We start from the raw sequence: 17,729 nt of genomic DNA on the forward strand, positions 1-17,729 counted from the left end.
CGCCGAAGGGCGAGAGCCGATCGAAGGAGATGGCAGTGACCGATTCCCCCCTCACCACACGCGCGGTGCACGACGACCCCGAGTACGCGGCGAATCTGCGCCGGGCCACGCTCGCGTCCAGCCTCGGCAGTGCGCTCGAGTACTTCGACTTCGCCCTCTACGGCCTGTCGACCGCGTTGATCTTCAACGTCCTGTTCTTCCCTCAGGGTGACCCCGGCATGGCGACCGTGCTCGCCTTCGCGACGTTCGGCGTAGGATTCCTCGCGCGCCCGTTCGGCGGCCTGTTCTTCGGCGTCCTGGGCGACAAGCTCGGGCGCAAGTGGGTGCTCGTCGTGACGATCCTGCTCATGGGCGGCGCCTCCACCGCGATCGGCCTTCTGCCGACGTATGAGACGATCGGATTCTGGGCCCCGCTGATCCTCGTCCTGCTGCGTCTGCTGCAGGGATTCGGCGCCGGCGCAGAACAGGCCGGTGCCACTGTGCTGATGGCCGAGTACGCCCCCGTCAAGCGCCGCGGATTCTTCTCGGCTCTGCCGTTCATCGGCATCCAGGCGGGCACCCTTCTCGCCGCGCTCGTGTTCAGCGGCATCGCCCTGCTCCCCGAGGACCAGCTGCTTTCGTGGGGCTGGCGCGTTCCCTTCCTCGCATCGTTCGCCCTGATCCTGCTCGCCCTGTTCATCCGCATGCGGCTGCGCGAGACGCCCACGTTCGTCGAGCTCGAGAAGCACGACCAGATCGCCGATCGTCCGATCCGCGACATCTTCAGCCATGGTCTGCCCGGTGTGATCGTCGGCATCGGCCTCCGCATGGCGGAGAACGGCGGCTCGTACATGTTCCAGACGCTCGGTCTCGCCTTCTTCGTCTCGGTCCTCGGCCCCACGGCCGACAAGAGCCTGCTGACCTGGGGTGTCACGATCGGCTCCCTGATCGGCGTCTTCTCGGTGCCGTTCGCCGGCCACCTCTCCGACCGCTTCGGCCGGCGCACCATCTACCGCGTGGGCTCCGTGTTCATGCTGGTCTACACGTTCCCCGCATGGTGGCTGCTGTCGCTGGGCAACCACGCGATCGCCATCGCGGTCATCGCGGTGGGCATCGGCTTCGCCGTGGCCACCATGCTCGGCCCGCAGTGCTCGATGCTTCCTGAGCTGTTCGGCAACCGTCACCGTTACCTCGGTGTGGCGATGGCTCGAGAGATCTCGGCTGTGCTCGCCGGCGGCCTCGCCGGAGTGCTCGGTTCGTACATCATCAGCGTCTCGGGCGGCAACTGGGTGCTGCTCGCGACCTACATGGCGACCCTCGCGCTGATCACGACCGCGTCGACCTTCCTCGTTCCCGAGACCCTGCGTCGCGACCTCACCCGCATCGACGATGCGATCAAGGTGTCGCGCAACGAAGGCGGAGAAGACGTCTACGCCACCACGGTCTCGATCAAGGCTGTCGGACTGTGACCGGGCTCGCCGCCTTCGACCTCACCGGCAGAACGGCGCTGGTGACCGGCTCGAGCCAGGGAATCGGCCGGACCCTCGCCGAAGGGCTCGCGGCCGCGGGGGCGACGGTCATCGTGCACGGCCGGGACGAGACGAAGGCGGCGGGCGTGGCCTCCCAGATCGAGGCGGTCACGGGCCGCAGGACGCACAGCGTCGTGTTCGACGTCACGGATGCTGCAGCCGTCGACGCCGGGATCGCCGAGGTCGAGCGGCTGATCGGAACGCCCGACATCCTGGTGAACAACGCCGGCGTGCAGCGCCGCGCCCCGATCTCCGAGTTCTCGGATGCCGATTGGGACGCGCTCGTGCAGACCAACCTCTCCAGCGTCTTCCATCTGTCGCGGCGGGTGTCCGGCGGGATGATCGCGCGGGGGAGCGGCAAGATCATCCAGATCGGCAGCGTGCAGTCGCAGCTCGCCCGGCCCTCGATCGCCGCGTACTCTGCGACGAAGGGGGCGATCGTGATGTTCACGAAGGGGCTGTGCGCAGACCTGGCGCCCCACGGCATCCAGGCCAACGCGATCGCGCCGGGCTACTTCGACACGGAACTCACCCGGCCCCTCGTCGAGGACGAGACGTTCTCCGCCTGGGTGCGGGGCCGGACCCCGGCAGGACGATGGGGCGATACGAAGGATCTCGTGGGAGCCCTGGTGTTCCTCTCGAGCGCGGCGAGCGACTTCGTCAACGGGCAGACGCTGTTCGTCGACGGCGGCATGACGGCGGTGGTGTGATGCTGCTCGGGCGCATCCTCGACGACGACGGCGTGCACTGGGTGGACGGCGAGGGATCGCTGGTCGAGGACCCGTTCACGGCGCTCTCCGCGGGTCGCACGCCCGCCGTGATCGGCGGGCGCCTCGAGGGCGAGCAGCTCGCCGCGACATCGCCGACGGTGATCGTCGGCATCGCGCAGAACGGCCCCGCTCATCATTCGCCCGTGCAGGCGTGGCTGAAGAGCCCGCGCACGGTGATCGCGAGCGGAGCAGAGGTGGTGCTGCGCCGGGATGCCGGAGCTGCGGTCGCCGAGGGCGAGATCTGCGTCGTCATCGGTCGCGACACGGAGGGGCTCACGGCGGAGAACGCGCACGAGTACGTGCTCGGGGTCACTGCCGTGAACGACCTCTCCAGCCCCGATCGTGCTGAGCTCGACCCTCGCAACTTCGAGTCCAAGTCGGGCGTCGGATACACGCCGCTCGGCGTGTGGATCGACACGGATGCCGGCATCGACGACGTCTCGCTCACGGTCGACGTCGACGGCGTGCGCGTCGCCGAGACCGGAAGCCGTGAGCTGCCCATGACGATCAGGCGATGCCTCGCGTACGTCGCGTCCTGGACCCCGCTGGGAGCCGGCGACCTCGTGATGACCGGAGCCCCGCACTCGCAGGCGCCGGTGATCCCGGGGCAGACCGTGACGATCCGCGTCGCGGGCGTCGAACTGGTCACGCCGCTGGTGTGACAGAGAAGGAGAGCAGATGTCGAACCTCGCCGTCGTGGCCTACGCGGCCGACGATCTCCGTGTCGAGGACGCCGGGACACCGGTGCCGGCCGCCGACGAAGCCGTCGTGAGGATCGCGTACGGAGGGATCTGCGGATCCGACCTGCACTACTTGCGCCACGGTGCCGCCGGTGCATCCATCCTCCGTGAGCCGATGATCCTCGGGCACGAGGTGTCGGGAGTGGTCGTCGTCGAGGCTGCCGACGGCACGGGACCGGCCGCAGGCACACCCGTCGCGGTGCATCCGCTGACACCGCACGGCGACGGTGTCACGCCCTGGCCTGCTGATCGGCCGAACCTCGCCCCCGCATCGAGCTATCTCGGCTCCGCTCTGCACCTGCCGCACACGCAGGGCGCCTTCGCGCAGCGGGTGGCGATCCCCGGGCGGATGCTGCACGAGGTGCCCGCATCGCTCGATCTTCGCGTCGCCGCGCTCGCCGAGCCGGCGGCCGTGGCCTGGCATGGGCTGGCACGGGCAGGGGATGTCCGCGACCGCAGCGTCGCGGTGATCGGCGCGGGCCCCATCGGGCAGCTCGTGGCGTCCGTCGCGCGGCGTGCCGGCGCATCCGTCGTCACCGTGACCGACCTGCACGAGAAGCCCCGTCGCATCGCGGAGGCGCGCGGCATCCGCTCGCTCGACGCCCGCGACGCAGACGCGATCTCGGCTCTGCACGCCGACGTGGTCGTGGAATCCAGCGGCACCGAGCCTGGTCTGTCAGCCGCCGTCTCGGCCGCCGCGCGCGGCGGCACGGTCGTTCTGCTCGGCCTTCAGCGGGCCGGAGACGTCGCCGTCCCCATGTCGACGGCCATCACGCGCGAACTCACCCTGACCGGCTCATTCCGCTTCGCGGCAGAGTTCGACGACGTGATCGCGGCGCTGGCGGACGGATCTCTCGATGTCAGCGGCATCGTGAGCGAGGTGCGGCCGGCAGCGGACGCTCTGGCCGCTTTCGCGCTCGCCGCCGATCCGGCGAGCTCGTGCAAGGTGCTGCTCGACTTCGCGGCGGATTGAGGTCTTCCGCGGAGGAGTTCGACCTCTCAGTCCTTGCGGTAGCCGGAGCGTCCCATGGCGAACAGAGCGCCGAACGTGACGACGGCCGCGCACAGGGTCATGGCGCCGATCAGCCAGCCGATTGCGTGAGAGAGGAAAGCGCCGTCGAGCATGGGAATCTCCGAGATCTGCGAGGAAGGGACCGGTGTCCTCAGCCTACCGGGTCATCGGGTACCATTGAGGAGTACCTCGGCGAGGGATGCTTCTGCGCGTGCGCACGCATCCGTAATCGACGCGGCGAGAGCCCTGCGGCTTCTTCACGTGTCTGCGTTCGAGATCGCGATTTCCCAGACCACCGCACAGCTCCCGTTGTGTGCCCCGAAGGAGAACCACCATGTCTGAAGACACCAAGGTCGCAGCAGAGCGTCGCACCGAGTTCGGCAAGGGCTTCGCCCGCCGCCTGCGTGCTGCCGGCAAGATCCCCGCCGTCATTTACGGCCACGGAACCGATCCCGTGCACGTCGCACTGCCGGGCCACCAGGTCTCGCTGATTATCCGCCGTGCCAACGCCCTGCTCGAGCTCGACATCGAGGGCACGCAGGAGCTCGCCCTCGTCAAGGACGTGCAGCGTGACCCGGTGCTCCAGATCATCGAGCACATCGACCTCCTCGTCGTGAAGAAGGGCGAGAAGGTCACGATCGACATTCCCGTCGTGGTCACGGGCGAGGCCGCCCCCGGCACGATCGTCAACCTCGACGCCACCACGATCTCGATCGAGGCAGAGGCGACGCACATCCCGCAGAACGTCGAGGTCTCCGTCGAGGGACTCGAAGAGGGCGCCCACATCACGGCCGCCGACGTCGTCCTGCCCAAGGGCTCGACGCTCATCACCGACGGCGATGTCCTCATCGTGGCCGTCTCTGGCGAAGCCGCAGAAGAGGCTCCCGCCGACGACGCAGCCGAAGAGGCAGCCGCGGAGTAATCTCCCGCCGGTTCACCGCAGAGGGGGCGCGAGCAGATCGCGTCCCCTCTGTCGTATCCTGACCGAGGCCGCGCGGCTTCCAGAGAGGACAATCACATGGCATCGACCTGGCTCGTGGTCGGTCTCGGGAATCCCGGTCCGCAGTACGCGGCCACGCGGCACAATGTCGGCCAGATGGTGGTCGACGAACTCGCGGCACGGCGCGGCGAGAGCTTCCGTGAGCACAAGGCGGGCGCCCGCGTCGTCGAGACCTGGCTTCGACCCGGTGCGGACAAGCTGGTGCTCGCGAAGCCGAACACCTTCATGAACGTGTCCGGCACGCCGGTGGCGGCGCTGGCGAGGTTCTACTCCGTGCCGGCCGAGCGGATCGTCGTCGTGCACGACGAGCTCGACATCCCGTTCGACACGGTCAAGCTGAAGACCGGAGGCGGACACGGCGGCCACAACGGCGTGCGCGACATCGCGAAGGCCATCACCACTCCCGATTTCCCGCGTGTGCGGGTCGGGATCGGGCGCCCCTCAGGGCGGCAGGACCCGGCAGACTGGGTTCTCTCCCCGTTCGGCAAGGACGAACGGGCGAATCTGCCGATCCTCGTGTCGGATGCCGCCGACGCCGTCGAGCTGCTGGTCGCCGAAGGACTGCTCGCCGCGCAGCAGAAGCACCACGCTCCGCGCTGATCGGTGGCGGGCCCTGATCGGTATTGGGTCTGATCAGTAGTTGACGATGCCCGTCGCGGTTCCTGCCGACAGCGTCGCGACCAGCACGATCCAGAAGATGCCCGCGCCCAGCACGCCGAGGGCGAGGCCCGCGATTCCGAGCCCACGACGCTGCTTCTTGCGGATCGCGATGATGCCGACCACGATCGCGGCGATGCCGAGAGCCGTTCCGACCCAGAATGCGATCTCGGCCCACAGCACCTGAGTGCGCGCGGGGGAGAGGGTGCTCAGGAAGTCGGGGTCGGTGGTGTCGAAGCCCGAGGGGAGTCGCACGCCGATCTCGAATCCTGCGATACCGGCGATGATCGGGATGACGATCGCCGCAATGCCACCGAGGATGAGCGACAGGATGCCGAGGAAGCCGCCGGACGGCGCCGAAGCGGCCTGCGGCGCCGCATAGACGCCCTGGGGTGCGGCGTAGCCGCCGACCGGCACCTGGTAGGCGCCTGGCGGTGCTTGGGGCGCCGGCGCCTGCGGCTGACCTCCCGGTGCCTGCGGGTATCCGGCCGGTGCCTGCGGGTAACCGCCGGGCGCCTGCGGCACCGGAGGCGCAGCATGCGTGGGCGCCGGTGCCGCGGCAGGAAACGCCGGAGGCGCAGGATTCCCGGATGTCTGCGGCACGGGAGGGCGTGCCGCGTCGGGCTGAGGGGCCGGCGGGGGAGCGGTCGGATACGCGGGCTGGGCCCCCTGAGGCGCCGCAGGCGCGGGAGGAACGGCACCGGACGGCGGGGGCAGCTGCGGATCAGTCACGCCCCCATACTAGAGCGGTCGTGCTCAGACGCGCCGCAACAGTCCGACCCGGTCGTAGACCGCGCCCAGGGTCGCATCCGCGACGGCATCCGCTCGCTCCGCGTTGGCTGCGAGGATGCGGTCGAGTTCGGCAGGGTCGTCGAGCAGCTCGAGGGCCCGCGCGCGCACCGGCTCGAACTCGCTCACGACGACCTCGGCGAGGCCCTTCTTGAAGTCCCCGTAGCCACGGCCGGCGTACTCGTCCTCGATCGAGCCGATCTGGCGTCCGGTGAGGGCGGCGTAGATCGTCAGCAGGTTCGACACACCGGGCTTGCTCTCGCGATCGAAGTGCACAGCACCTTCGTTGTCGGTCACCGCTCGCATGATCTTCTTGGCGGACTTCGCCGGATCGTCGAGCATCCACAGCACGCCCGCGTCGCTCTCAGCGGACTTCGACATCTTCGATGTCGGGTTCTGCAGATCGTAGATGCGGGCGGTGTCCTTCTGGATCACCGGACGCGGCACCACGAAAGTGCTGCCGAACCGGGAGTTGAAGCGCTCGGCGAGATCGCGGGTGAGCTCGACATGCTGCTTCTGGTCGTCGCCGACCGGCACGACGTCGGTCTGATAGAGCAGGATGTCGGCCGCCATCAGCACCGGGTACGTGAACAGCCCCACGCTCGTCGCGTCCGCGCCGTAGCGGGCGGACTTGTCCTTGAACTGCGTCATTCGGCCGGCCTCGCCGAAGCCGGTGATGGTCGACAGGATCCAGGCGAGCTCGGCATGCGCGCGCACGTGCGACTGCACGTAGAGAGTCGACTGCGAGGGCTCGATGCCTGCCGCGATGTACTGGGCGGCGGTGCGGCGGGTCTTCTCGCGCAGCTCCGCAGGGTCCTGCGCGACCGTGAGCGCGTGCAGGTCGACGACGGAGAAGTACGCGTCGTACGAGCTCTGCAGGTCTCGCCACTGCAGGAGCGCGCCGATGTAGTTGCCGATCTGGAGGGAGTCGGCGGAGGGCTGCATTCCGGAGTACAGGCGAGGTTTCGTCACGATATCAATCCTATGCGGATGCCGGTGCGCTGCTGCGCCGCGCGGAACCATAGGCTGGTGCGCATGACCGCTCACAGCGACAGGGCGCTGTACGTCGAGACTCTCATCAAAGCGCCGATGGACGTCGTGTGGGCGCTGACGCAGGATCCGACCGCACACGTCCGATGGGATGCGCGCTTCACGCTCATCCGTCCCGTCCGGGTGCGAGACGACGGCGCGCAGGAGTTCGACTACGAGCTCGATCTGCATGCCCACACGATCCGCGGCACCGGCGTCTCCTTGGGCGAGCGGCACGGCCGCGGTGGCGAGCGCACCTCGGCCCTCGTGTTCGACACCGACGACGCGCTGTCGCCCCTCGGCAAGGGTCGAGGATACTGGCGCTACATCCCGACGCCGGACGGCGTCCGGTTCCTCACCGGGTACGACTACACGCCGGGGTGGGGGCCGCTCGGGCGCCTGCTCGACCCGATCGTCACCCGTCGATTCGTCTGGTGGCTGACCGCGTGGAGCTTCGACCGTCTGCGACTGTGGGCGGAGGAGGGCGTGCCCCCTGAGCAGACGGGCTGGTGGCGCTCCCTGCGCCCGGGGAACCGTCCGCGCGCTCGCGCGGGACGCTGCCTGTCGCGCCCGCCGCGGACGGGCGGCCGCACGATCATGCAGCATGCGCCGGAGTCGCTGTCGGGGTTGGACTCATGAGCACGGAGAGCATCTTCCGCCGCGCCCTCGGCGAGGAGTTCGACAGGCTTCACCCTCAGATGCAGCGGCGCTTCGGCGTCGGCGTCGAGGCCGGATACGGATGCGTCGGGCGTGGCGTGATGACCGAGGTGCGCCGAGGTCCATGGTGGACCCTGCCGTTCCTGGCGATCGGTACGATGCGCAACATCATGTTCCCCGATCGGGGTCGGGACGTCCCCTTCCAGATCGACAACTACGCCTACGTCGACGGCTATGGGCGCGAGACGGTGACCTTTGTCCGCACGATGCAGGTCCGCAGGAATCGGCGGCGGCGCTTCGACGCCACAATGATCCACAGCGAGGCGCGGGCGCGGATCGTCGACTACCTCGGCACGCACCAGCATCTCGCGGTCGATCTCGATCTCTCGGTCGGCGACGACGGATCCCTGCGGCTGATGTCCGGCGCGCAGCGCTTCTACGAGGGGCCGATCGCGTTCCGGTTCCCCATGCTGTTCAGCGGACGGGCACGACTCACCGAGCGATACGACGACGAGCGAGAGTGCTACGTGATCGACCTCGAGGTGCACAACGATCTGCTCGGATTCCTTTTCGGCTACCGAGGCACGTTCACGTGCGAGTTCATCCCCGGCACAGACGCTCCGGCCGCCGTCAAGCCCTATCGCGAGGAAGCGCGGGAGTGAGCGCCGTCGAACCGCTGTTCCTGCGTGTTCTCGGCGAGCAGGCCGGGCTGCTCGATCCCGAGCTGCGGGCCCAGCTGCGGGAGGGGGCGCGACCGGGCGGGGCTGATGGCGTGTTCGACGTGGCGGGAAGCCGACTCCGGCTGCTCTCCGCTCTCGCGAGACCGTTCGTCGGCCCGGGCCTGATCATCACACGGTTCCAGCGCGACGTGTCCTTCTCGATGCAGGAGATCCCCGAGCCGACGCCGACGGGGGAGCAGTCGCTCGTCACCCGCCGCGAGTTCCGCTTCGCCGGCGGCTCGCAGCGCGTGGTCGACAGGATCGTGGCGACCGGCCGGCCGGGCGAGCTGCGCAGCGCCCTGGGAGAACGAGGACGCATCGAGGTGCTGATGCTGTGTTCGGTGACTCCGGAAGGACGGCTGCGGATGCGCTCGCACCGCGTCCTCGTGCGGCTGGGACCCGCGCGAGTGCCGCTCGCAGGGCCGCTCGGCCTGCGGGTGGACGTGGAGGACGGCTGGGACGAGGCCCTGCAGTGCCGCACGATTGACATGCGCGCCCGCAGCCCGCTGCTGGGCGTCGTGCTCGAATACCGCGGTCGGTATCGTCGGACCGCGGCTGCGTCGCGCGACTTTCAGTAGGTGTAGTCGACGACGACAGGAGCGTGGTCGCTCCAGCGCTGGTCGTAGGCGACCGCGCGGGCCACCTGGTAGGCCTGCACGCGCTCCGCGAGGGCGGGCGTGGCGAGGTGGTAGTCGATCCGCCAGCCGGAGTCGTTGTCGAACGCCTTACCGCGCATCGACCACCACGTATAGGGGCCGTCGACCTCGCCGTGGAAGCGGCGCCCCACGTCGACCCAGCCGAGGCCGGTGCCGCCGCCCTCGGACGCGAACGGCCTCGTGTCGCTGAGCTGCCCGACCATTCCCCGGCCGATGCCTTCCTGTCCGGCCACGGGCTCTCCCGTGGCGCCGAGGAAGCGGTCGAAGTATGCGCGCTCGCGCGCGAGGAAGCCGGCCTTCTTGACGTTGCCCTTCCAGTTGAGGATGTCGAGGGGTCGGTGGCCGACGTTGAGGTCGCCGGTGACGAGAGCGAGGGCCCCCTCGGCACCGAGCTCCGCCATGCGCACGCTCATCGCATCGAGGAACTTCCACTTCTCCTCCTGCTTCGGGGTGTCGGCTTCGCCCGAGTGCACGTAGGCGCTGACCACGGTGAGGGTGGCGTCGCCGATCAGGAAATCGGCTTCGATCCAGCGGCCCTTCGAGTCGAAGTCCTCGGGGCCGAACTCCGTGCGGTGCGCGAGAGAGGGCGTGCGGCTCGCGATCGCGACGCCGGCGCGGCCTTTCGCCGTGGCTTCGTCGTGCACGAAGGTCCATCCGGGGAGTGCGGCCTCCAGGTGCTCGTCCTGGCCGCGGACCTCCTGCAGCGTGAGGATGTCGACGTCGGCGGCATCGAGCCAGGCGCTCATGCCGTTGCGGGCGGCGGCCCTGATTCCGTTGACATTGACCGTGGCGATACGCAGATGAGGCATACAACAAGCCTAGGCGCGGGGTCGGACATTCTCGGCCTCGGCATCCGCCAGTGCATCTGCCAGCGCATCCTGCGCTCTCCGGACCGCACGGCGCGCTGCGGACCGGCGGTACCAGGGAGCCTCCACAGCCGCGTCCTCCGCGCGGCGCAGCCGAACCCGCGCTGCGAGCACGAGCGCCTGCTCCTCGGCCTTGCGCGCGGCTGTCTCGTCCTCGCGCTCGAGCGGCTGGTCGTGATCCATGGCGGTGACCGCGATGAACGATGCGGCGATCAGCACGACGATCGCCAGCCAGCGGCACCACAGCAGCAGCCCGACGATCACCGCGAACGACGCGAGCAGCGGGTTGCCTGGCACCCGCGAGAGAAGCAGCCCGGCGCCGAGCTGCAGGATCACCATCGCGCCGCCGCCGAGGAGGGCGCCGGGCCAGATGTAGCGCCAGCGCAGGACGGTCCCGGTGAGGAACCGCACGAGCAGAGCGAGCGCGGCTGCATCCAGCGCGAACGCGACGACCACGGACAGCAGCCGAACGCTCAGGTCGAAGGGCCAGGAGCCGGTGCTCCAGCCGAGCAGGTGATACAGCTGCTCGAGCGCCCACACACCCGCCCAGCTGACGACGGCGCCGACCAGCATCGCGCCCCCGAAAACGATCGCCGAGAAGAAATCGCGTGCCTTCAGCAGCCAGTAACTGCGGGCGTCGAAAGGCAGCCCGAACAGGTCTCGCACTGCGCGCCGGGTGAAGGTCACCGCACCGACGGCGGTCCACAGGGCCACGCCGAGGGCGATCGCGCCGGTGACGCCGAGCACGCCGCCTGAGCTCTTGGCGATCTCGGTCACATCATCGACCGAGACGAGGCCCTCGCCGTCGGTGCCGATGAGCCCAGGGATGTAGGTGTTCATCAGCCGGACCAGGGCGCCGATCGCCGCATCGCTCGCGCCCAGCCACAATCCCGCGCCCGCGAAGGCCACGTACAGCAGGGCGAAGAGCGCGAACAGCACGTAGTAGCTCATGCCCGCCGAGAGCAGGAACCCGTTGCTGTAGGAGAAGTTGCGCCACACGCGCACGGGGAATGCGGCGAGCGTGCGGTCCTTGAGCTCGATCACACGTTCCAGCGGCACCTCGAGGCGGGTGCGGAGCGGCGCGTGATCGGACACGTCCCCACGATATCGACAACCGGATGCAGCGAAGGGCGGGCTCCGGGAGGAGACCCGCCCTTCGGCGTCAGCGTGCGCGTGCGGTCAGGGGCGTCCGCGCAGCACGGCCTGCTTGACCTCGGCGATCGCCTTGGTGACCTCGATGCCGCGGGGGCATGCCTCAGAGCAGTTGAAGGTCGTGCGGCAGCGCCACACGCCCTCCTTGTCGTTGAGGATGTCGAGGCGCACGGCGGCGTTGTCGTCGCGCGAGTCGAAGATGAAGCGGTGCGCGTTGACGATCGCGGCGGGGCCGAAGTACTGCCCGTCGGTCCAGAACACGGGGCACGACGAGGTGCATGCTGCGCACAGGATGCACTTGGTGGTGTCGTCGAAGATCTCACGATCCGCGATCGACTGCACGCGCTCCTTGCCCTTCTCGGGCACCGAGTTCGCGACGAGGAACGGCTGCACCTCGCGGTAGGAGGCGAAGAACGGCTCCATGTCGACGATGAGATCCTTCTCGAGCGGCAGACCCTTGATCGCCTCGACGTAGATCGGCTTCGAGATGTCGAGGTCCTTGATCAGCGTCTTGCAGGCGAGGCGGTTGCGGCCGTTGATGCGCATGGCGTCGGAGCCGCAGATGCCGTGCGCGCACGAGCGTCGGAACGACAGCGAGCCGTCGACCTCCCACTTGATCTTGTGCAGCGCGTCGAGCACGCGGTCGGTGGAGAAGAGCTCCACGTCGTAGTCGACCCAGTGCGGCTCGGCGTCGACCTCGGGATCGAAGCGGCGGATGTTGAAGGTGACGATGAAGGACTGCACGCCCGAGTCGCTCGCGGGTGCCTCTGCAACAGCGTTCGACATGGTCAGTACTTCCTCTCCAGCGGCGGGTAGTTCAGCTCGCCTTGCTCGTTCTTGGTGAACACGACCGGCTTCCAGTCCAGCTTGATGTGATCGCTCGGCGTCGACGAGTGCGGGTCACCCGTCAGATACGCCATGGTGTGCTTCATGTAGTTCTCGTCGTCGCGCTTCGGGAAGTCGTCGCGCATGTGGCCGCCGCGGCTCTCCTGGCGGTTCTGTGCGGCATAGACGACGACCTCCGCGATGTCGAGCAGGAAGCCCAGCTCGACGGCCTCGAGCAGGTCGGTGTTGAACCGGTGGCCCTTGTCGTCGACATGGACGTTGCGGTAGCGGTCCCGGAGGTCCTTGATGACACCGAGCACGTGCTCGAGCGAGTCGTGGGTGCGGAACACCTGCGCGCCCTTGTCCATCTCGTCCTGCAGCGTCTTGCGAAGCACGGCGATGCGCTCGGTGCCCTGGTTGTTGCGCAGACCCTCGAGCATCCCGGACACGAAGCCGGCCGGGTTCTCGGGGAGCGGGACGAAGTCGGCGGTCTTGACGTACTCGACCGCCTGGCGTCCTGCGCGCTTGCCGAACACGTTGATGTCGAGAAGGGAGTTCGTGCCGAGGCGGTTGGCGCCGTGCACCGAGACGCACGCGCACTCGCCGGCGGCGTAGAGACCAGGCACGACAGTGGTGTTGTCGGCGAGGACCTCGGCGTTGTTGTTGGTCGGGATGCCGCCCATGGCGTAGTGAGCCGTGGGCATCACGGGCACCGGCTCGACCACGGGGTCGACGCCGAGGTAGGTGCGGGCGAACTCGGTGATGTCGGGGAGCTTGGTCTCGAGGACCTCTGCGCCCAGGTGCGTGCAGTCCAGCAGCACGTAGTCCTTGTGAGGACCTGCGCCGCGGCCCTCCGCGACCTCCTGCACCATGCACCGGGCGACGATGTCGCGCGGGGCGAGGTCCTTGATGGTCGGGGCGTAGCGCTCCATGAACCGCTCGCCCGACGCGTTGCGCAGGATGGCGCCCTCACCGCGGGCGCCCTCGGTGAGCAGGATGCCGAGGCCGGCGAGACCGGTCGGGTGGAACTGGAAGAACTCGAGGTCCTCGAGGGGGAGTCCCTTGCGCCACACGATGCCGACGCCGTCACCCGTGAGGGTGTGCGCGTTGGAGGTGGTCTTGAAGATCTTGCCGAAGCCGCCGGTCGCGAAGATGACGGCCTTGGACTGGAAGACGTGCAGCTCGCCGGTGGAGAGGTCGTAGGCGACGACGCCGGCGATCTGGGTCTTGCCGTCGGCATCCTTCACCGTGATCAGATCGAGCACGTAGAACTCGTTGAAGAAGTTGATGCCCAGCTTCACGCAGTTCTGGAAAAGCGTCTGCAGGATCATGTGGCCCGTGCGGTCGGCGGCGTAGCAGGCGCGTCGCACCGGAGTCTTGCCGTGCTCCGCGGTGTGGCCGCCGAACCGGCGCTGATCGATCTTGCCCTCGGGGGTGCGGTTGAAGGGGAGACCCATGTTCTCGAGGTCGATGACAGCGTCGATGGCCTCCTTCGCGAGGATCTCCGCAGCATCCTGGTCGACGAGGTAGTCGCCGCCCTTGACGGTGTCGAAGGTGTGCCACTCCCAGCTGTCCTCCTCGACGTTGGCGAGCGCCGCGGCCATGCCGCCCTGCGCTGCGCCCGTGTGCGAGCGGGTCGGGTAGAGCTTGGAGATCACCGCGGTCCGGGCTCCCGGGCCGGCCTCGATGGCCGCGCGCATGCCGGCGCCGCCGGCGCCGACGATCACGATGTCGAACTGGTGGTAGTGCACGCCGTCGCGGACGACGGACTCCTGCGCCTCAGTAGTCACTTTTCGTATGCCTTCTTCTATCGGTTGGCCACGGCCTGGCAGGTGTCCCACAGCGTGCTCGACTCGGTGACTCCGAGGCACGGGTCGAACGTGAAGACCACCAGGGTGCCGAGGAGGATGAGCAGGCCCGCGGCGAGACCCAGAGCCCAGATGAGGACCTTGCGCGCCGTGCTGTTCGTGACGTAGTCGTTCACGATGGTGCGCATGCCGTTGGCGCCGTGGATCAGGGCGAGCCACAGCATCAGCACGTCCCACCACTGCCAGAACGGAGTGGCGAACTTGCCGGCGATGAACGCGAAGTCGAGGGCGTGGATGCCTTCGCCGACCATCAGGTTGATGAACAGGTGGCCGAAGATGAGGATCACGAGGAGCACGCCGGAGAGGCGCATGAAGGCCCACCCCCACATCTCCAGGTTGAAGCGCCGCTGACGGCGGGCGGGCGCGGCGACGGTCTGAGCGGTCATCAGTGACCCCCTCCGAATCCGGCGAACGCGAGCATCAGGTGACGCGGCACGAAGCCGGCCATGATGATGCCCCAGACCAGCAGCACGCCCCAGAAGAGCTGGCGCTGGTACTTCGCGCCCTTCGACCAGAAGTCGACGGCGATGATTCGCAGTCCGTTCATCGCGTGGAACACGATGCCCGCGACCAGCACGACCTCGCCCAGCGCCATGATCGGGTTCTTATATGTGCCGATCACGGCGTTGTACGCCTCGGGCGACACCCTGATCAGTGCCGTGTCGAGCACGTGCACCAATAGGAAGAAGAAGATGGCGACTCCGGTGATGCGGTGAAGCACCCACGACCACATGCCTTCGCGACCCCGGTACAGGGTTCCGCGCGGGGACTTGGACGTGGTTTCCGAAATCGACGGTGTCAAGCGAGCGCTTGTGGACACGGTCGTCCTCCCTGGATCGATGTGACTCGGTCGCGTGCACTGCGTGGTCCAAGTGTGAGCCTGAGAAGACAACAGGCACGGCCGATCGTCGTCCATCCTATTCCTGTCAGCTCGCTGGGAGCGACGAAGGACACCCTAAGTATCTCGACGTCGAGAGGTTTTCTGCATGGTGTCGAGAGCCTGAGGACATGATGGGCTGCGGGTACTCTGGCCAGGTGACTCAACCGATCAAGGACTTCTACGCAGTGATCCCCGCCGGCGGCATCGGCAGTCGGCTCTGGCCCCTGTCGAGGGCCGATGCGCCGAAGTTCCTGCACGATCTCACCGGCTCCGGCCACTCGCTGCTGCGCGACACGTGGGACCGGCTCGAGCCGCTCGCAGGGCACGATCGGATCGCCGTCGTCACAGGGCGCGCGCACCGCGCCGCGGTCGAGGAGCAGCTCCCCGGCATCCCCGACCTCAACGTCTTCCTCGAATCGGAACCGCGCGAGTCGGCCGCCGCCATCGGGCTCGCCGCGGCGATCCTGCACCGCCGCGACCCTGATGTGATCATCGGCTCGTTCAGCGCCGATCACGTGATCCGGGGAACCCGCGTGTTCGAGTTCGCGGTGCGGGATGCCGTGGAGGTCGCCCGCCAGGGGTACATCTGCACGATCGGCATCACGCCGACCGAGCCGGCCATCGGCTTCGGGTACATCAAGCAGGGGGAGGAGCTCGTCGTCGAGGCGGCTCGCGAGGCGTCGCTGGTGGAGAGCTTCGTCGAGAAGCCCGACCTCGAGACGGCGAAGGCGTACGTCGCCGATCGCAGCTACCTGTGGAACGCCGGTATGTTCATCGCCAGGGCGAGCGTGCTGCTCGACGAGCTCGCTGCGAACGAGCCCGAGCTGCACGCGGGCCTCCTCGAGCTCGCCGAGGCGTGGGACGACCGCGACCAGCGAGGGCCCGCCGTCGACCGGATCTGGCCTCGCCTCAAGAAGATCGCGATCGACTACGCGGTGGCCGAGCCCGCGGCCAAGCGAGGGCGCCTCGCGGTCGTGCCGGGCCACTTCGACTGGGACGACGTGGGGGACTTCGCCTCGCTGACCAAGCTCATCACCAACGGCCGCAAGAACGACCTCGCCGTGCTCGGACCGAACGCGCGCGTGCTGTCGGATGCCGCGAGCGGCATCCTCGTGAGCCAGACCAGCCGCGTGATCAGCCTCGTCGGCGTGCAGGACATCGTGGTGGTCGACACGCCCGATGCCCTGCTGGTCACGACCGTCGAGCACGCGCAGCGCGTGAAGGGCGTCGTCGAGTCGCTCAAGCTCACCGGGCGTGGCGACGTGCTCTGATGAGCACCCTTGCATGCTCATCTGCTGGATTGATCTCGGCTTTGTAACCATTCGTCTGCGCGCGCGAACTGGATATGCCCAAACGTCGAAACACTAGGTAACTTTGAGCGATCCGCGAGGGCCGCGGGATCGTTGAGGGAGGCATGAGTTGACCATCTCCACCACCAAGAAGCTTCTCGGCGCGGCAGTCGCCGCCAGCGTCGTCTTCGCACTCGCCGGCTGCGGCCAGGCGCCCACCGACAAGCCGGGCGGCTCGGGCGGATCCGCCGCCTCCGATTTCACCCCGTGCATCGTCTCCGACGCGGGCGGCTTCGACGACAAGTCGTTCAACCAGCTCTCGTACGAAGGCGCGCAGAAGGCGGCCGATGAACTCGGCGCCACGCTGAAGAAGGCCGAGTCGAACGCCGAGACGGAGTACGCCCCCAACATCGACAACATGGTGTCCGAGGGCTGCAACGCGATCGTCGCCGTCGGCTTCGCACTGTCGCAGGCGACGGTCGACGCCGCTACGGCCAACCCCGACACCGACTTCATCCTCGTCGACGACGCAGGTGGCGACAGCAAGCCCGACAACGTCAAGCCGCTGCTCTACGACACGGCGCAGGCCGCGTTCCTCGCGGGCTACCTGTCGGCCGGCTACTCCAAGACCGCGAAGGTCGGCACCTACGGCGGCATGGAGTTCCCGACCGTGACGATCTTCATGGACGGCTTCAAGCAGGGCGTCGACTACTACAACACCGAGAACGGCACCGCCGTCGAGGTCGTCGGGTGGGACGGATCGACCGGTTCCTTCACGGGCGGCTTCGAGGCCAACCAGGACGCCAAGACCACGGCGCAGAACATCATCGACCAGGGTGTCGACGTGCTCTTCCCGGTCGGCGGCCCGATCTACCAGTCCGGCCTGCAGGCCATCAAGGACTCCGGCAAGGACATCGCGCTGATCGGCGCCGACGCCGACCTGTTCAACACCGACCCGACCACGGCGGACTACGTGCTCACCTCGGTGCTCAAGGCCATGGACCTCTCCACTTACGAGGCGGTCATGGCGAGCGCCGATGACAGCTTCAGCGGCGACGCCTACATCGGCACGCTCGACAACGAGGGCGTGGGCATCGCCCCGCTGCACAACTTCGAGAGCAAGGTCGACGCGGAACTGGTCAAGAAGGTCGACGCGATCAAGCAGGACATCGTCGACGGCAAGATCACCGTCAAGTCCTACCTGAGCGAGTAACAGCAAGCAACAACGGGGAGGCCGGCCCAGTCGGTCTCCCCGCTGTCGTCTGCGCGGGCGATCCCTGCGCACGGCGACGACGGCATGAATAGGATCGGA

At 68.2% G+C, this 17,729-nt stretch carries 20 protein-coding genes; 11 read left to right on the top strand and 9 right to left on the bottom strand.

Going from position 1 to position 17,729, the window contains the following annotated elements; genetic code table 11:
- Positions 1-29 precede the first annotated feature (29 nt).
- Genes RS84_RS01635 through RS84_RS01650 form a run of 4 tightly spaced genes read left to right on the top strand, consistent with a single transcriptional unit; the run spans position 30 to position 3,991 of the window.
- On the top strand, positions 30-1,448 hold the full coding sequence (locus RS84_RS01635; RefSeq protein WP_045256013.1) for an MFS transporter: 1,419 nt from the start codon (positions 30-32) through the stop codon (positions 1,446-1,448).
- The gene (locus RS84_RS01640; protein ID WP_045256014.1) at positions 1,445-2,218 is read left to right on the top strand and encodes an SDR family NAD(P)-dependent oxidoreductase; all 774 of its coding nucleotides are present in this window, start codon (positions 1,445-1,447) and stop codon (positions 2,216-2,218) included. The genes RS84_RS01635 and RS84_RS01640 overlap by 4 nt, the downstream gene beginning before the upstream one ends.
- Complete coding sequence (locus RS84_RS01645; RefSeq protein ID WP_045256015.1) at positions 2,218-2,940, top strand: fumarylacetoacetate hydrolase family protein; 723 nt, start codon at positions 2,218-2,220, stop codon at positions 2,938-2,940. The genes RS84_RS01640 and RS84_RS01645 overlap by 1 nt, the downstream gene beginning before the upstream one ends.
- A 16-nt stretch (positions 2,941-2,956) precedes the next feature.
- Positions 2,957-3,991, top strand: coding sequence for a zinc-binding dehydrogenase (locus tag RS84_RS01650; protein WP_045256016.1), 1,035 nt, complete (start codon positions 2,957-2,959; stop codon positions 3,989-3,991).
- Positions 3,992-4,017: 26 nt separating this feature from the next.
- Here RS84_RS01650 and RS84_RS19675 read toward each other — a convergent pair whose 3' ends face one another.
- A complete protein-coding gene (locus RS84_RS19675) occupies positions 4,018-4,143 on the bottom strand; it encodes a hypothetical protein (RefSeq protein WP_268748599.1) in 126 nt (41 codons plus the stop codon).
- A 221-nt stretch (positions 4,144-4,364) separates the two neighbouring features.
- Here RS84_RS19675 and RS84_RS01655 point away from each other — a divergent pair, with 221 nt between their 5' ends.
- Positions 4,365-4,952, top strand: coding sequence for a 50S ribosomal protein L25/general stress protein Ctc (locus RS84_RS01655; RefSeq protein WP_045256017.1), 588 nt, complete (start codon positions 4,365-4,367; stop codon positions 4,950-4,952).
- Positions 4,953-5,048: 96 nt separating this feature from the next.
- Positions 5,049-5,630 carry an aminoacyl-tRNA hydrolase gene (pth, locus tag RS84_RS01660; RefSeq protein WP_045256018.1) on the top strand — a complete coding sequence of 194 codons (582 nt, stop codon included), beginning with the start codon at positions 5,049-5,051 and terminating at the stop codon, positions 5,628-5,630.
- Between the two features lie 33 nt (positions 5,631-5,663).
- Here pth and RS84_RS19525 read toward each other — a convergent pair whose 3' ends face one another.
- Positions 5,664-6,419: a hypothetical protein gene (locus RS84_RS19525; RefSeq protein ID WP_235281359.1), complete on the bottom strand. Its 756-nt coding sequence runs from the start codon at positions 6,417-6,419 to the stop codon at positions 5,664-5,666.
- Positions 6,420-6,443: 24 nt separating this feature from the next.
- Positions 6,444-7,499, bottom strand: coding sequence for a tryptophan--tRNA ligase (trpS, locus tag RS84_RS01670; RefSeq protein WP_414738807.1), 1,056 nt, complete (start codon positions 7,497-7,499; stop codon positions 6,444-6,446).
- A 12-nt stretch (positions 7,500-7,511) separates the two neighbouring features.
- Between trpS and RS84_RS01675 the strand changes: the two genes are divergently transcribed.
- The 3 genes from RS84_RS01675 to RS84_RS01685 are packed head-to-tail and all read left to right on the top strand — an operon-like array spanning position 7,512 to position 9,459.
- Positions 7,512-8,144 (top strand): hypothetical protein, encoded by a 633-nt coding sequence (locus tag RS84_RS01675; protein WP_045256021.1) that lies wholly within the window; start codon positions 7,512-7,514, stop codon positions 8,142-8,144.
- Positions 8,141-8,824, top strand: coding sequence for a DUF4166 domain-containing protein (locus tag RS84_RS01680; protein ID WP_045256022.1), 684 nt, complete (start codon positions 8,141-8,143; stop codon positions 8,822-8,824). The genes RS84_RS01675 and RS84_RS01680 overlap by 4 nt, the downstream gene beginning before the upstream one ends.
- Positions 8,821-9,459: a DUF4166 domain-containing protein gene (locus RS84_RS01685; RefSeq protein WP_045256023.1), complete on the top strand. Its 639-nt coding sequence runs from the start codon at positions 8,821-8,823 to the stop codon at positions 9,457-9,459. The genes RS84_RS01680 and RS84_RS01685 overlap by 4 nt, the downstream gene beginning before the upstream one ends.
- On the opposite strand, the gene RS84_RS01690 is transcribed toward RS84_RS01685, so the two are convergent.
- The 6 genes from RS84_RS01690 to sdhC all read right to left on the bottom strand — a co-directional run bounded on the left by RS84_RS01690 (position 9,453) and on the right by sdhC (position 15,068).
- Positions 9,453-10,346: an exodeoxyribonuclease III gene (locus RS84_RS01690; RefSeq protein ID WP_045256024.1), complete on the bottom strand. Its 894-nt coding sequence runs from the start codon at positions 10,344-10,346 to the stop codon at positions 9,453-9,455. The two genes, RS84_RS01685 and RS84_RS01690, sit on opposite strands and share 7 nt — an antisense overlap.
- A 9-nt stretch (positions 10,347-10,355) precedes the next feature.
- On the bottom strand, positions 10,356-11,498 hold the full coding sequence (locus tag RS84_RS01695; RefSeq protein ID WP_045256025.1) for a YihY/virulence factor BrkB family protein: 1,143 nt from the start codon (positions 11,496-11,498) through the stop codon (positions 10,356-10,358).
- Between the two features lie 84 nt (positions 11,499-11,582).
- On the bottom strand, positions 11,583-12,341 hold the full coding sequence (locus tag RS84_RS01700; RefSeq protein WP_045256026.1) for a succinate dehydrogenase iron-sulfur subunit: 759 nt from the start codon (positions 12,339-12,341) through the stop codon (positions 11,583-11,585).
- 2 nt (positions 12,342-12,343) lie between these two features.
- Positions 12,344-14,170: a succinate dehydrogenase flavoprotein subunit gene (sdhA, locus tag RS84_RS01705; RefSeq protein WP_045256027.1), complete on the bottom strand. Its 1,827-nt coding sequence runs from the start codon at positions 14,168-14,170 to the stop codon at positions 12,344-12,346.
- 17 nt (positions 14,171-14,187) lie between these two features.
- Entirely contained in the window at positions 14,188-14,634 is a 447-nt protein-coding gene (locus RS84_RS01710) for a succinate dehydrogenase hydrophobic membrane anchor subunit (RefSeq protein ID WP_045256028.1), read from the bottom strand.
- Positions 14,634-15,068, bottom strand: coding sequence for a succinate dehydrogenase, cytochrome b556 subunit (gene sdhC, locus RS84_RS01715; protein WP_192628033.1), 435 nt, complete (start codon positions 15,066-15,068; stop codon positions 14,634-14,636). Before sdhC ends, RS84_RS01710 begins: the two co-directional genes overlap by 1 nt.
- Before the next feature lie 215 nt (positions 15,069-15,283).
- Here sdhC and RS84_RS01720 point away from each other — a divergent pair, with 215 nt between their 5' ends.
- Entirely contained in the window at positions 15,284-16,399 is a 1,116-nt protein-coding gene (locus tag RS84_RS01720; protein ID WP_152641726.1) for a mannose-1-phosphate guanylyltransferase, read from the top strand.
- 148 nt (positions 16,400-16,547) lie between these two features.
- Positions 16,548-17,630 (top strand): BMP family lipoprotein, encoded by a 1,083-nt coding sequence (locus RS84_RS01725; protein WP_045256029.1) that lies wholly within the window; start codon positions 16,548-16,550, stop codon positions 17,628-17,630.
- Positions 17,631-17,729: the final 99 nt, after the last annotated feature.

Origin of the sequence: Microbacterium hydrocarbonoxydans, from assembly GCF_000956475.1 — a bacterium.
Lineage (GTDB): Bacteria > Actinomycetota > Actinomycetes > Actinomycetales > Microbacteriaceae > Microbacterium > Microbacterium hydrocarbonoxydans_A.